The sequence below is a fragment of the Oceaniglobus ichthyenteri genome (assembly GCF_003057885.1).
In the GTDB taxonomy this organism is placed as follows: domain Bacteria; phylum Pseudomonadota; class Alphaproteobacteria; order Rhodobacterales; family Rhodobacteraceae; genus Oceaniglobus; species Oceaniglobus ichthyenteri.
The window spans coordinates 92030-105223 of record NZ_QAGK01000010.1 but is presented as its reverse complement, the minus strand read 5'-3'; the positions used below and the strand labels follow the sequence as shown (position 1 = coordinate 105223).

General features: G+C 59.5%; 11 protein-coding genes. 4 read left to right on the top strand and 7 right to left on the bottom strand.

Annotated features, from left to right (window positions below):
- Positions 1 to 65: 65 nt before the first annotated feature.
- Entirely contained in the window at positions 66 to 2966 is a 2901-nt protein-coding gene (locus tag C8265_RS14775) for a hybrid sensor histidine kinase/response regulator (protein WP_108484791.1), read from the bottom strand.
- Between the two features lie 249 nt (positions 2967 to 3215).
- On the opposite strand from C8265_RS14775, the gene C8265_RS14770 reads away from it, so the two are divergent.
- Positions 3216 to 3884, top strand: coding sequence for a YoaK family protein (locus C8265_RS14770; RefSeq protein WP_108484790.1), 669 nt, complete (start codon positions 3216 to 3218; stop codon positions 3882 to 3884).
- 195 nt (positions 3885 to 4079) lie between these two features.
- Positions 4080 to 5363 carry an MFS transporter gene (locus C8265_RS14765; protein WP_108484789.1) on the top strand — a complete coding sequence of 428 codons (1284 nt, stop codon included), beginning with the start codon at positions 4080 to 4082 and terminating at the stop codon, positions 5361 to 5363.
- 53 nt (positions 5364 to 5416) lie between these two features.
- Here C8265_RS14765 and C8265_RS14760 read toward each other — a convergent pair whose 3' ends face one another.
- From C8265_RS14760 to C8265_RS14740, 5 genes are all read right to left on the bottom strand, one after another.
- On the bottom strand, positions 5417 to 5752 hold the full coding sequence (locus C8265_RS14760; protein ID WP_108484788.1) for a TraR/DksA family transcriptional regulator: 336 nt from the start codon (positions 5750 to 5752) through the stop codon (positions 5417 to 5419).
- A gap of 48 nt (positions 5753 to 5800) precedes the next feature.
- On the bottom strand, positions 5801 to 6121 hold the full coding sequence (locus C8265_RS14755; protein WP_108484787.1) for a hypothetical protein: 321 nt from the start codon (positions 6119 to 6121) through the stop codon (positions 5801 to 5803).
- A gap of 82 nt (positions 6122 to 6203) precedes the next feature.
- Positions 6204 to 6653 carry a thioredoxin domain-containing protein gene (locus C8265_RS14750; protein WP_108484786.1) on the bottom strand — a complete coding sequence of 150 codons (450 nt, stop codon included), beginning with the start codon at positions 6651 to 6653 and terminating at the stop codon, positions 6204 to 6206.
- A 100-nt stretch (positions 6654 to 6753) separates the two neighbouring features.
- Entirely contained in the window at positions 6754 to 7152 is a 399-nt protein-coding gene (locus C8265_RS14745; protein WP_108484785.1) for a c-type cytochrome, read from the bottom strand.
- Between the two features lie 104 nt (positions 7153 to 7256).
- Entirely contained in the window at positions 7257 to 7901 is a 645-nt protein-coding gene (locus C8265_RS14740) for a DsbA family oxidoreductase (protein WP_108484784.1), read from the bottom strand.
- 193 nt (positions 7902 to 8094) lie between these two features.
- Between C8265_RS14740 and C8265_RS14735 the strand changes: the two genes are divergently transcribed.
- Both C8265_RS14735 and C8265_RS14730 read left to right on the top strand, forming a co-directional pair.
- Positions 8095 to 9351: an efflux RND transporter periplasmic adaptor subunit gene (locus tag C8265_RS14735; RefSeq protein WP_108484783.1), complete on the top strand. Its 1257-nt coding sequence runs from the start codon at positions 8095 to 8097 to the stop codon at positions 9349 to 9351.
- A complete protein-coding gene (locus tag C8265_RS14730) occupies positions 9348 to 12455 on the top strand; it encodes an efflux RND transporter permease subunit (protein ID WP_108484782.1) in 3108 nt (1035 codons plus the stop codon). Before C8265_RS14735 ends, C8265_RS14730 begins: the two co-directional genes overlap by 4 nt.
- A gap of 101 nt (positions 12456 to 12556) precedes the next feature.
- Here the strand turns inward: C8265_RS14730 and wrbA are convergent, their stop codons facing one another.
- Positions 12557 to 13147, bottom strand: coding sequence for an NAD(P)H:quinone oxidoreductase type IV (gene wrbA / locus C8265_RS14725; protein WP_108484781.1), 591 nt, complete (start codon positions 13145 to 13147; stop codon positions 12557 to 12559).
- Between the last annotated feature and the right edge of the window lie 47 nt (positions 13148 to 13194).

Genomic DNA, 13194 nt, shown 5'->3' with positions numbered 1-13194 from the left:
GGAATGCATACCGGCCGCGTTTTGATTCAGGTTGCCAAAATCGCCGACTGCCGTTGAAACCTGCCTCAGTCGGCCATTTCTGCGCGGCCCACATTCATGGTGCCAATTGTCTCTAACAAGGCCACATCGCGAAATGGTTTGGTCATCACCTTGCAATTTCCAAGGGTTTCCGCCGCCGGCACATCCAGACCGCCGGTCGCAAAGATGATTGGCAACTGCGGGTGAAACTGCCTTGCCTCAACCGCCAATTCCTCGCCCGAGCGATCCGGCAATCCGACATCCGTGATCAAAAGGGCGATGGTTTCTGCCTTTAGTATGTCAATCGCGCCTTGGGCTGTTGGCGCTTCGAAAACCTCATATCCGGCATCGCGAAGCCCAAGGGCAACATCCATCCGGATCAATGGGTCGTCTTCACAAAGCAGAATGTGGTGAGGTTTGAGACTGGCTGCCCGGTCTGGCGCGCGCTTTTCCTCGGGCGGTTGGGTGCAAGTTGCGCGCGGCTGGATCGGTGTTCCCTCAAGTGCCAGAACATCCCGGATCTTGCGCGCCATTGAAAGCTGTGTGTAGGGCTTTCCAAGCAGTTGCAATCCTTCGTCAAGATGGCCGTCATGCACGATGGTATCCTGAACATAACCTGACGTGAACAGCACCGGCAAACCGGGCCGCAATTCACGCGCCATTTCCGCCAGATCCTGACCGGTGGTTTTGCCGGGCATCACCACATCGGTAAACAACAGATCGATTGCCGCGTCGCCCTGCAAATGCTGTAACGCGGTGTCGGCCCCGGCGGCCTGAAGAACGGTGTATCCAAGATCCGAAAGCATGCTGAACGCGGTTTCGCGCACGTCGTCATCGTCTTCGACAAGAAGAATGGTTTCAGACCCGCCCGACAGGCCATCAGACCCGGTCTGATCAGACACCTGTTCGTTTTCCAACGATCTTGGCAGATAGATGCGGATGGTTGTGCCTTTGCCCACCTTGCTGTCGATGGTGACATGCCCGCCCGATTGTTTGGCAAACCCATACACCATCGACAGGCCCAACCCGGTGCCTTTGCCATCCTCCTTGGTGGTGAAGAACGGTTCGAATATCCGTTCGGCCACATCGTCGGGAATGCCCGATCCGGTATCTGTGACCGCCAGTGTCACGTACTGGCCCGGCTCCAGCCCCGGATGGGCGCGCACATCGGCGGCCCCCAGATCGGCATTTTCAACGCTGATCCTCAGCTTGCCGTGTCGCTCCATCGCATCGCGCGCGTTGATCGCCAGATTCAACAGCGCATTTTCCATGTTGTTCGGATCGACGTTGGTGTTCCACAGATCATCGGCAAACTGCGTTTCGATTTCGACACCTTCGCCAATCGCGCTGCTCAGGATATCCCAATTCTCGCCAATCAGGCGGCGCAGATTCGTCACAACCGGCGCCAGCGGTTGCTTGCGCGCAAATGACAAAAGTTGCGAGGCAAGTGTCGCGCCCCGCATCACGGCCTTCATCGCCTGATCCAGCCGTTCCTGCCCCGCCGAGTCGGCCGCGATCTCGCGCCCGAGCAGTTGCAGGTTGCCGGTGATGACCTGCAACAGGTTGTTGAAATCATGGGCGATGCCACCGGCAAGGCTGCCAATCGCCTCCATCTTGAGACTTTGTCGCAAGGTGGCGTGCAGCTCTTCCAGTTCTTGATTGCGGGCGGCAACACGGGTTTCCAGCGTCGCATTCAATTGGGCAATCTGGTTTTCGGTGCTTTTACGCTCTTCGATGTCGGTATTGGTTCCGACCCAGCCGATCAGCGCCCCGTCGTCAGAGCGCAGAGGCGACGCGCGCACCAGATGCCACCGGTAACTGCCATCGGCGGCCTGAATGCGAAATTCGGATTCATAGGTCTTGCCATGCCGAATGGTGTCGGCCCATTGTGTACTTACGGTTTCCAAATCGTCAGGGTGAACGACACGTCCCCAATTGGTTCCGTATAAATCCCCCTCGCGCAGGCCGGTGAAGCGATAAATCCGATCGTTGAGCCAATTGATCCCCCCGTCCTTTTCAGCGGTCCAGACGTGGTTTGGCATGGTCTGCGCCATGGTTCTGAACTTTTCGCGGGTCGCGGTCAGCTGTGCCTCGGCGGTTTTCTGGCCGGTTACATCATGCCCTTGAATGAATATTCCGGTCGGGGTGCCGGTTTCATCCTTTATGGGATGAAAAATGAAATCGACGAAACGCTGTGCCATCTGCCCGTTTGCCGGGGATTTCAGCTGTGCGCCCATGCCCTTGATCGAAACCGGCTCACCGGTGGTATAAACCCGATCGAGCAGTTCAAAAAATCCCTGACCTTCCAGTTCGGGCAGGGCCTCGCGCACCGTCAGGCCAACCAGATCGCGCCCATCGACAAGATCGACATAGGATCTGTTCACGATCTGAAATTCATGTTGCGGACCGTTGACGATGGCCATGAAGCTGGGCGCCTGATCAAACGCCGACTGAAAGAACCGGGTCATCTCTCCGAGGGCCAGGTTTTCGTTTGCAACCGCTTCGGCCCGTTGCAGCACAGATGCCTGATCCGGGCTGGTCCGTTCGCTTGCGGCGTGTTCGGAGTGATACAGGTCGGTCACATCCATCGAATTTTGCAAAATGAATTCGACGCGCCCGTCTGCATCCAGAATGGGCGTGTGCGTCGCGCTCCAGAAACGATCAATGATTTGGCCGGTTGCCGTCTTGATCGGATAGGGGATCAACGGCAAATGATCGACCCGCCCTGTTTCAAGAACCCGCCGAAACGACCCGCGCAGCATCTGATCAGAGGTGGAGTCGGCAGGGGCGGGGAATGCCTCGGTCATGATGCGCCCGATCAGGGTGTCGCGGTCCCGCCCGGTGACGTCAACATAGGCATCATTGACCCAAACCATGCGCAGGTCAGAATCAAGAAGAACATATGGCGAAGGGGCAGCGGCAAAAAGCGCGCTAAGATCAATTCGCATGGGCAAGGGTCCGGGCAATACTGTGTCGGGCAACAGAGTGAGATATTGATCAATTTAACCGTAGCTGTAAAGGGTTTGCCGCGCACTGTATCCTCCTTTGATTGCGGGGCGAAAACACCTGTTTTCCACGCTGCCCTCATAGGGCGCGGGGGGCGTGCCGCGGTTCATGATCAAAATTCACCCCCGCAATCTGGCAGAACGCGGCAAGAGCGCTTAGGGTGGCGGGCAAGAACCAAGTGAGGCCAGATCTTGATCACCAAACTGCCAAGATGGATTGAATTTGGCGCGTTCTTGCTGGCGTTCATCGCCGGGCTGGTCAATGTGATCGGGTTTCTGGGTTTTGACCGGTTGGCGATATCGCATGTATCGGGCACGGCGACATTGCTTGGCGCTGCGCTGTATGATCCGTCGCTGTCCAGCACGTCCCATCTGGCGGGGGTGTTGGTTTCGTTTCTTCTGGGGGCGGCGATATCCGGCTTTTTGCTGCGCGGCAGCGCGCTGACGGTCAGTCACCATTACGATACCGCGCTGATGACGGAAGCGGCGTTGTTTTTCATCGCCTATCTGTTGTTGGCAAAAGGGTCGATCTTTGGCTATTTCGCGGCGGCAACGGCGTGCGGTGTGCAAAACGCGCTGGCGACAAGTTATAGCGGCGCAATTGTGCGTACCACGCACCTGACCGGAATATTCACCGATCTGGGGATCATGATCGGCATGATGGTGCGGGGGCAAACCTTTGACAGGCGCAAGGCGGTCCTGTTCCTGCTGATCATCTCGGGGTTTTTGATCGGCGGCATCGGCGGCGCGTTCCTGTTTCAAAGCGTGGCCTTCAAGGCGCTTTTGGTGCCCGCTGTCCTGTGTGTGGCGTTGGCGTTCAGCTTTCGCAGATATCGCAAACGACAAAAGCGCGTATTCTAACGTCTCTGAAATCGCCCCTGTTTTAGTAGGGTGATTGCGCCTTTGGCCGGGATAACAGTCAGCCCCGGCACAAAGGGGCCAGCCAAATGTGATGCCGATCGCCGCCAAACAGACCGGTATCGCCGCGCTGCTTGTGTTTTCCGGCCCGCTGACGTTTCTTGTGCGCATGCCGACGACCATTCAGCCGGGGGTGCGATGAGCAGAGCAACAATCACGAACAGGCTGTTCACCGCCCTGGTGGATGACACCGGGGATGCGGGCGGTCTGTCGCAGGCTCAGGCGCGCCACGAGCCTGCGAATTTTCTGCGCCACGCCGCCTCTCTTTCGATGAGCAAGGTCGCCGACGGGCTGATCGATCCGAAACTGGTGCTGTCCTGGCTGTTGACCCATCTAGGGGCTTCGACATTTTTTGTTGGCCTGTTGGTGCCGATCCGCGAAGCGGGGGCATTGCTGCCGCAACTGTTCACCGCGCCGCGAATACAGGCGATGGCGCAACGCAAATGGGCCTGGGCGGCGGGCTGCATCGGGCAGGGAGCGGCGGCGGCGGGTATCGTTCTGGCGGCGCTGACACTGACCGGTTCCACCGCGGGGGCGGTGATTTGTGCTTTGCTGGCGGTGCTGGCGGTGTCACGGTCGGTTTGTTCGGTCAGTTACAGCGATGTTTTGGGCAAGACCGTGGGCCAGTCGCGGCGCGGTGCGGCAACTGGCGTGGCCACATCTCTGGGCGCGGGGGCGGTGGTGATTTTTGCGCTGGTGCTGATCACCGGGCTGGTGGACCGCCCGACGCTGGTGCTGGTTGCCATTGCCCTGGCTGCGGCGTTGTGGATTGGTGCGGGCGCGTTTTTTTCAACCTTGTGGGAAGAACGCGCACCGGGACAGTCCGAAACGCCGACGCTGGGTCAGCTTGGTATTTTGCGCAGTGATCGGCAATTGCGCCGCTTCATCCTGGCGCGGGGGCTTTTGACCGCCACCGCCCTTGCGCCGCCCTATATCGTGTTGCTGGGCGCGCAGGCGGGGCAGGGCGCGTTTGACCGTCTTGGCGCGCTGGTGCTGGCCTCGTCGGTGGCGTCTTTTCTCAGTTCGTGGATCTGGGGCCGGTTGGCTGATCGGTCCAGCCGCAAGGTGCTGATGTTTTCGGGCATGGCCGGGGCGGTGGCGCTGTTGGCGGCGGTGGGGCTGGATCTGGCGGGGGCTTCGGGTACGATCTGGGCGCTGCCGCTGGTTTTGTTTGTGCTGATGCTCGCCTATCACGGGGTGCGGCAGGGGCGGGTGATTTATCTGGTCGATATGGCCCCCGCCGACAACCGCGCGACATATACCGCCGTGTCAAACACGGTGATCGGGATTGTCCTGTTGGGGTCGGGCGTGTTTGGCGCGCTGGCCTCACTGGCCGGTCCACACATTACGCTAATCATTTTTGCGGCCATGGCTGTGGCCTCGATCGTGGTGACACGGGGCCTTGACGAGATCACGGATTAAGCCGCGCCTCGCCCCCGTGCCACGATGGGATTCATATCCGCTGGTGCGGTGCCCTATGATTTTGACGGGCCTGCCCCGGCACAGTCGCGACACAGCATCGCATAAGGGATGGCATCAAGGCGCGCGGTGGTGATTTCCGTGCCGCAGGTGTTGCAGATACCATAGGTGTCGTTTTCGATCCGCTCCAACGCCGCCTCCAACAGCCGGACGTCGCGCACACTGGCGCGGCCAATGCCCTCCAGAACCTCATCATCTTCCAGTTCGATTGCCTGATCTGCCAGATCCCGATCGGCGGGTTCATCCAATGTTTCTTCGACGCGGTCCAGACGTTTGTGAAGTTCCTGCAACTGTGCCTTGATCTGTTTTTTGTGCCGATCTGTATCTACCATTTCATGCTCCTTGGGATGGGTGAAAACGATCCTGCCGTGGATGATCTATCAGGCGACATGCGCCCCGATATAGGTCAGGCGCAGGGGCGGTGCGGCATCGGATTTTGCGCGTCTTTTGGCCAAACGCTGTCGTGCCACGTCAAGTTTCAGGTGCGCGGCCGTCAAAAGCGCCAAGGCCCGCTCTCGCTGTTCATAGCGGCGCCGAATGAAAGAGCCGGGGTTGCCCAACCTTGAAAGGCTGTGCTGATCTTCTGTTGGAAACCACAGTTTCATCTCGCGAACAGCCAGATTCCAGCATCGGTCGGCATCAAGGTAACGTCGATACATCACGATCAGCACCCGGCGGCGTGTTTCAAGATCAGCGTGCATTTTTCATCTCCCCTTACATGTTCGGTTCACTCATGAATGACGTCAGCGGCATCTTTGGCAAATGGACGGGCGTGGTTGAAACTTATTTTACCCCACCTTTTGCCTGCACCAGGCCCGAGGCCCATTCGATGATCTTGGCCGCGGGTATCGCCCCGGATTGGCGTTTGACCTCGCGCCCGCCAACAAAGGCAATCAACAAAGGGATGCCGCGGATGTCGTATCGTTGGCTTGCTTTTGGATAGGCCTCGGTGTCGAGTTTTGCAAAACGCGCCTTGCCCTTCATGGCTTTGGCGGCGGCGGCAAATTCGGGGGCCATCATCCGGCAGGGTCCGCACCAGGCCGCCCAGTAATCCACAATCAGCGGCATTGTGTCGACGCGCGCGGCCTTGGTCAGAATGTCGAGCGAGATTTCCGTCGGCTTGTCGGTGAACAGTGCCGTGCCACAGGTGGCGCATTTCGGCCCGGCATTCAGCTTTGCCTCGGGTATTCTGTTGCCTTGGCCACATTCAAGACACACAACATTGATCGCCATCTCGGCCTCCGGATATTTTGGCGCGTTATTGCCACGCTAACACAAACTATGGGTCTGTCAGAATAATTTTCTGGTGATCGGCGGGGTGGGGCCGCTGATGTCATTGCTGGATGGATTGCAGCCAGGCAACAAGATCGGCAATCGGCTGACTGGTCATGATCGGCTGGCCCGTGTCGGCCTTCAGCGTGACATCGCGGCCTTGAAAAAAGTCACCATAGACGGGCATTGGCGATCCGTGGCTGACCAAAGGTTCGCGTCCATCAATGCGCCAGACCACCCGTTGAACAGGGAACGTGCCATCGTTTTTTTGCTGTAACTGCGTTAGATCCGTGGGTTGAATCAGCAATACGGGGGCCATCGGCCCGGTGCCATTCGCGCTCAGACCGTGGCAGGTCGCGCAGCGGTGCTGAAACAGCTGTTCGCCTTCGGCCATATCCTGGGCCATGGCGGGCGTGGCCACGCAGATTGCCAATACCATCGCTTTTGTAAAGCCAAGCATCCGAATCTCCTTTTGATTGCCCAAAGGTTATCTGACACGATACGCGCCGCGTTGATCGGGATCAAAGCGGCGATTGTATTTTGGTCAGGGGCCGCAGGATTCGGTCAGGCGGGCGTCTTGGCCAACTGTTTCAGGATGTTGGTATAATTTTCCACCCCTTGCGCCCCTGTGACCAGGTGTTGGCGATCAAACACCATGGCAGGCACGCCGCGAATGCCCTGTTCGCTCCAGAAACCCTGTGCCTCGCGCACGGCCGAGGCGAACCGCTGATCCTCCAGAACGGCCGCGGCGGTGTCGCGGTTCAGGCCGATTTCTCCGGCCACATCGGCCAGCACCGCCGGGTTGGACAGATTGCGCCCGTCGGTGAAATGTGCGCTGAACAGCGCCATTTTCAGATCATGCTTGCGATCCAGCGTATCGGCCCAATGCAGCAGTTGATGCGCGTTGAATGTGTTGTGCATGCGCATGTCTTCGGTAAAGCGAAAATCGATATCCAGATCTTTACCCAGTGCTGTCATCTGGGCGCGGTTCTGCGCCGATTGCGCGGGGGTAGCACCATATTTTTCGATGATGTGTTCGCGCATGTTCTGCCCTTCTGGCGGCATTTCGGGATTCAATTCGAACGGATGCCAGTGGATGTCATGGGCGGTGCCGGTGTCGGCCAACGCCTGCGCCAGTTGACGATACCCGATGATGCACCAGGGGCACATCACGTCAGACACGATGTCAATGCGAAGTGGGTTGCTCATGGGGTGGTCCTTTCCGTGTGGCGGCGCGCGACCGCAAATATCGCGGGGCGTGATGAGGGTTAGGTAAGGGTATTGAACGATCACACAATGGTGGGGATATATAATATTCCGGACAGGCCGGATTTTTGCGACGGAAATGCCGGACCGTGACGTATAATCAAAAGAACATGTTCAAAAAAGGCGCGTATCTTTCATGCGGAAACTTCTGACGCTGCTTGTCGCAATTGCGATTGTCGCCGGTGCCTATACGGTGACGTTTGGTCTGCCGCCATCGATTGCGGCAATGATCCCGCCGGGCACAGGTGGCGATTCTGCGGCGGGCAACGGTGGCGCCGTGCCGCCGGCGGGTGGTGGCGCGCGTGGGCCAAGGGGGGGATCACGCGCCACAACAGTCGTGACCACACCGCTGGAAATCCAGCCCTATGTGAATACGCTGAACGCGATCGGCACCGCCTCGGCCCTGCGCAGTGTCAATGTCGTGGCCAATACCGCAGGCACGGTGACCGAAACCAACCTGACCGCAAACCGCGACGTGGAAGCGGGCGAGGTATTGGTGCGTTTCGATGTGCGCGCCCAGGTTCTGAACCTTGAGATTGCCCAGGCCAATCTGGAACAGGCACAGGAAATTGTCGCGCGCTATGAACGGCTTAGGGCGGGGGGCGCGTCAACGGTGACCGACGTGACAATGTCCGAGGCCCTGGTGAAGCGACGCCTTGCCGAAGCGGCGGTAGGGCTGGCGCAAGTGGCGCTGGATGACCGGATCATCCGCGCGCCCATCGCCGGCAAACTCGGCCTCAGCCGTGTTGAAATCGGTGATGTGATCACCGCCAACAGCGTTATTGCCAGCATCGATCAGGCCAGCGCGCTGATTGTCGAATTTGAACTGCCCGAGCGGGCAATCGGCCTGCTGGCCGATGCGAAAACCGTTCTGGCCAGTACCTCAACTTTTGCGGGGCGGGTGTTCGAGGGCGATATCGTGTCATTCGACAGCCGCATCGACAGTGTCACAAGAAGCGTGACCGTCAAGGCCCGGATCGAAAACCCGGACGGGGTGCTGTGGCCGGGCATGACATTTGCCGTGCGCCTAAATCAGGAAAGCGCGCCGTTACCGGCCCTGCCTTCAACCGCGATCACCTGGTCGCGCGCCGGGGCGGGTGTGTGGATTGATGCCGATGGTGCCGCCAAACGGGTGCCGGTAACGATTCTGTATCGCCGCAATGATACGGTCTGGATTGATGCCGAGATTGCCGAAGGCACGATGGTGGTCACCGAAGGCGCGCAAAAACTGCGCGACGGGGCGCGGATTTCCACACCGGGTGGCGCCGGCGAACGGCGTGGCCGCCGGGGGGGTGCCGCGGGCGAATCCGCCGCCTTGGGCGGGCCGCCCGCGCGCAATGCCGGGTCGGGCGATCAGACGGGACCGCGCCCAGCGGCCAACGTGTCGAAATGAGCGCGCCGATACCGTCATCCGGCAAAACGGGGTTTGCCGAGCTTTTTGTTGCCCGCCCGATTTTTGGCATTGTCGTCAACCTGTTGATCCTCATTGCCGGGCTTGCCGCCTTGGTCGCCGTTGATGTGCGCGAAATGCCCGACGTCGACCGCCCTGTGTTGTCGGTGCGTACCACATACGAGGGGGCCGTGCCCGCGATTGTCGATCAGGAAGTGACACAGGTTCTGGAAGACGCGCTGAGCGCGTTGGAGGGTGTGTCTTATATCGAATCGACATCTTCGACCGGGTCGAGCCGGATCACCATTGATTTGTCCGATGGCACCGATGTTGACGTTGCCGCCAACGAGGCGCGCGAGATCGTATCGGCCACCCTGCGCCGCCTTCCCGACGCTCTGGATGATGATCCGACCGTCACCAAAAGCGACAGCAATGCCGACGCGATCATCCGTCTGGCGATTTTGGGCGACGCCAGTTTTGATGCGCTGACCGCTCTGGCCGAGGGGGCAATTTATGACCGCCTGTCGGTCATTGACGGCATCGCCGAGGTTTCGGTGCGGGGCAACCGGGCCAACGAATTTCGCGTGACCCTTGATATGCCCGCGTTGCTGAGCCGGGGGTTGACGGTATTTGATGTATCCACGGCGCTGACCGCCTTGCGCGACGACACGCCGCTGGGCACGCTGGAATCGACATCGCAAACCATGGCGCTGCGGGTGGGCAACGCGGATGTCACGGTCGAGACCGTGGGCCAGACCCCGATCGATGCAAATACGCGGGTGTCCGATGTGGCCTTCGTTCGGTTGCTTCCCGAGGAAAACACCGTATCGGCCCGGGTCAACGGGCGAATGGCGGTCGGGCTTGAGATCACGCGCCAATCCGTCGGCAACACGTTATCAATCTCAAAACAGGTGCGCGCCGCGGTCGAGGAACTGCGCCCGACACTGCCTGAGGGGGTCGAACTGTTGATCACATCCGATGACGGCACCTTCATCGAAGGGTCGATCAACGAGGTGGTCACATCCATTGGCCTTGCAACAATCATCGTCATCGCGGTGATCTTTGCCTTCCTGCGCTCGGCGCGCGCAACGATCATTCCCGCGATCACGATTCCCGTGGCCTTGGTTGGTACGATCGCGGCGATCTGGCTGACCGGATTTTCGGTCAACACGATCAGCCTGCTGGCGCTGGTGCTGGCAACGGGCATGGTTGTGGATGATTCCATCGTTGTGATCGAAAACATCGTGCGCAAACGCAAACAGGGCATGGGCGCGTTTGCCGCTGCCGCCTCGGGCACGAATGAGGTATTCTTTGCCGTCATTTCAACCACTGCGACGCTGGCGGCCGTGTTTATCCCGATTTCGTTCCTGCCCGGTCAGGCAGGCGGGGTGTTCAGCGAATTTGGCTTTGTACTGGCGTTTGCCGTCACGCTGTCGTCGATCACCGCGCTGACCTTGGCACCGGTGCTGGCGGCGTTCCTTGACCCCGGAAAACCCGATCCCAAAATCACCAAACCCGCCACGCCCGGCAGGCTTGCACGGGGATTTGACTGGGTGATGGACCGTGCGATCCGCGCGCCGCTGATCGTGCTGGCGATCGCAACGGGGTTTGCGATTATTGCGGCGGGGGCTGCGGGTACGTTATCGTCCAGCATCACGCCCGAGGAAGACCGCGGATTTTTCCTGATCTTTGCGCGGGGTGCGCCCGATACCACGGTTGATTACCTGGAAACCCAGGTCACGATGATCGAAGACATCCTGACCCCGTACCGTGACACCGGCGAAATTGCGGCAGTGCAAAGCATCATCGGTATCGGTGGCGGCACCAGCGCGTTTATCATCGTACGTCTGCCCGACTGGGCCGACCGCGACCGGTCACAATCCGAAATCATCGCCAGCATCAACAGCCAACTGGCCACCGTGCCCGGCGTTCAGGTCAGCGCCCGTTCGACCAACAGTCTGAACATTCGTGGCGGCGGGCGGGGATTGCAATTTGCAGTCACCGGCAAGAATGTCGATGCAATGACCACCGCCGCCGATCAATTGGTGGCGGCGATGGCGCAGGATGACACGTTTCTCAACCCGCAGATTTCCAGTGACAGCGTGCAGGCCCAGTACGAGGTGCGCGTCGACCCCGACATGGCCAGCGTGTTCGGATTAAGCGCGGCAGACATCACCCGCACTGTCAGCGCGCTGGTGCAGGGCCGGATTGCCACTACGGTTTTTGAAAACGATACCGAAACCAACGTCAGGATCCTGCCCGGTGGGCCGCCGATTGACGACCCGTCCGACCTTGAATCGATCTATCTGCGTTTGCCCGGTGGGGCCTATGTGCCCCTGTCATCTGCGGCAACGCTGGTGCCGGTCGTGAACCAATCGTCGATTTCGCGCCAAGGCGGATCGCTGGCCGTGTCGGCCCAGGCCAACCTGGGAGAGGGGATTGATCTGGGCATGGCCATGACCCGGCTTTCGGCGATCGCCGCCGATACATTGCCCGAGGGCATGGGGATCATTTTCACCGGCGAGGCGGCAACCCTGACCGACAGTCAGGCCGATATGTATATGGTGTTTGCCGTCGCCTTTGTGGTCGTTTTTCTGGTGCTTTCGGCGCAGTTTGAAAGCTTTGCCAGTGCGGTCGTGATCATGCTGACCGTGCCATTCGGGCTGGCGGCGGCCCTGATGGCAATTTCGCTGACCGGTGGATCGTTGAATTATTACAGCCAGATCGGGCTGGTCATGCTGATCGGGGTGATGGCCAAGAACGGTATCCTGATCGTGGAATTTGCCAATCAGTTGCGCGAGGCGGGTCAGGACATTGACAGTGCCATTCGCGATGCCCTGCGCCTGCGGATCCGGCCGGTATTGATGACGATGGTGTCAACGGTGTTTGGCGGCTTGCCGCTGATCCTGACATCGGGGGCAGGGGCCGAGGCGCGCATCGCGGTTGGATGGGTGATTGTGGGTGGATTGGGCTTTGCCACGGTGTTCACCCTGTTTCTGACGCCGGTCTTTTACCGCTGGATCGCGGTCTGGGGCGCCGAACCTGGCATGGCGTCAAAACGGTTGCGGCGCGAAAGTGGCGCCAAGGTGTCTCTGGCGGCTGAATGATCTTTGCCAGGGTGGCGAACGGCGGTGTTTTCAGCCGCCGTTCGCCCATACTGGCACGGTCAGACAAGATGGCTGACCGTGCCAATCACGTGTTTTCGGGCTTAGCCCAGCTTTGCCGCAACATCGACCAGACGGCGAGCCTGATGGCCAATCGCGTTTTTCACCTCGTCAGTGAATTCATTGCCTTGGGTGTGGCTATAGCCATAAGCATTGCCGCCGGTTTTGAAGATGACTTCGTCGGTATAGCCCGGCGCAACCACGAATCCGCCCCAATGCATCACAGTGGTATAAAACGACACCAAGGTTGTTTCCTGGCCGCCGTGCATGTTCTGCGCCGAGGTCATGGCCGATACCGGTTTGTTGGCCAACCCGCCCTTGCCCCAGACACCGCCCAGCGTGTCGATGAAGGCGCGCATCTGGCTGGCCATGATGCCAAACCGGGTTGGCGCCGAAATCAGATAGGCATTCGCCCATTCCATGTCGTCGGCGGTTGCATCGGGAATGTCGGCGGTTTTTTCGGCCTGCGCCTTCCAGGCGTCGACACCGGCAACAACTTCGTCAGGTGCGGTTTCGGGGGCTTTCAACAGCCGTACTTCGGCACCTGCGGCCTTTGCCGCCTCGGCGGCGATTGATGCCATCTGATGGTTGGTGCCGTAGCTGGAATAATAGATAATGGCGAGTTTGACGGTCATGGTCGTTCTCCTGTCAGGTTGGTTGAGTTAGGGGTTACATGTTATGC

Excerpts from the sequence above, each read along its gene's own strand:
- C8265_RS14775 (WP_108484791.1), bottom strand. The coding sequence starts at position 2,966 with ATGCGAATTGATCTTAGCGCGCTTTTTGCCGCTGCCCCTTCGCCATAT.
- C8265_RS14765 (WP_108484789.1), top strand. The coding sequence starts at position 4,080 with ATGAGCAGAGCAACAATCACGAACAGGCTGTTCACCGCCCTGGTGGAT.
- C8265_RS14760 (WP_108484788.1), bottom strand. The coding sequence starts at position 5,752 with ATGGTAGATACAGATCGGCACAAAAAACAGATCAAGGCACAGTTGCAG.
- C8265_RS14755 (WP_108484787.1), bottom strand. The coding sequence starts at position 6,121 with ATGCACGCTGATCTTGAAACACGCCGCCGGGTGCTGATCGTGATGTAT.
- C8265_RS14750 (WP_108484786.1), bottom strand. The coding sequence starts at position 6,653 with ATGGCGATCAATGTTGTGTGTCTTGAATGTGGCCAAGGCAACAGAATA.
- C8265_RS14745 (WP_108484785.1), bottom strand. The coding sequence starts at position 7,152 with ATGCTTGGCTTTACAAAAGCGATGGTATTGGCAATCTGCGTGGCCACG.
- C8265_RS14740 (WP_108484784.1), bottom strand. The coding sequence starts at position 7,901 with ATGAGCAACCCACTTCGCATTGACATCGTGTCTGACGTGATGTGCCCC.
- C8265_RS14735 (WP_108484783.1), top strand. The coding sequence starts at position 8,095 with ATGCGGAAACTTCTGACGCTGCTTGTCGCAATTGCGATTGTCGCCGGT.
- C8265_RS14730 (WP_108484782.1), top strand. The coding sequence starts at position 9,348 with ATGAGCGCGCCGATACCGTCATCCGGCAAAACGGGGTTTGCCGAGCTT.
- wrbA (WP_108484781.1), bottom strand. The coding sequence starts at position 13,147 with ATGACCGTCAAACTCGCCATTATCTATTATTCCAGCTACGGCACCAAC.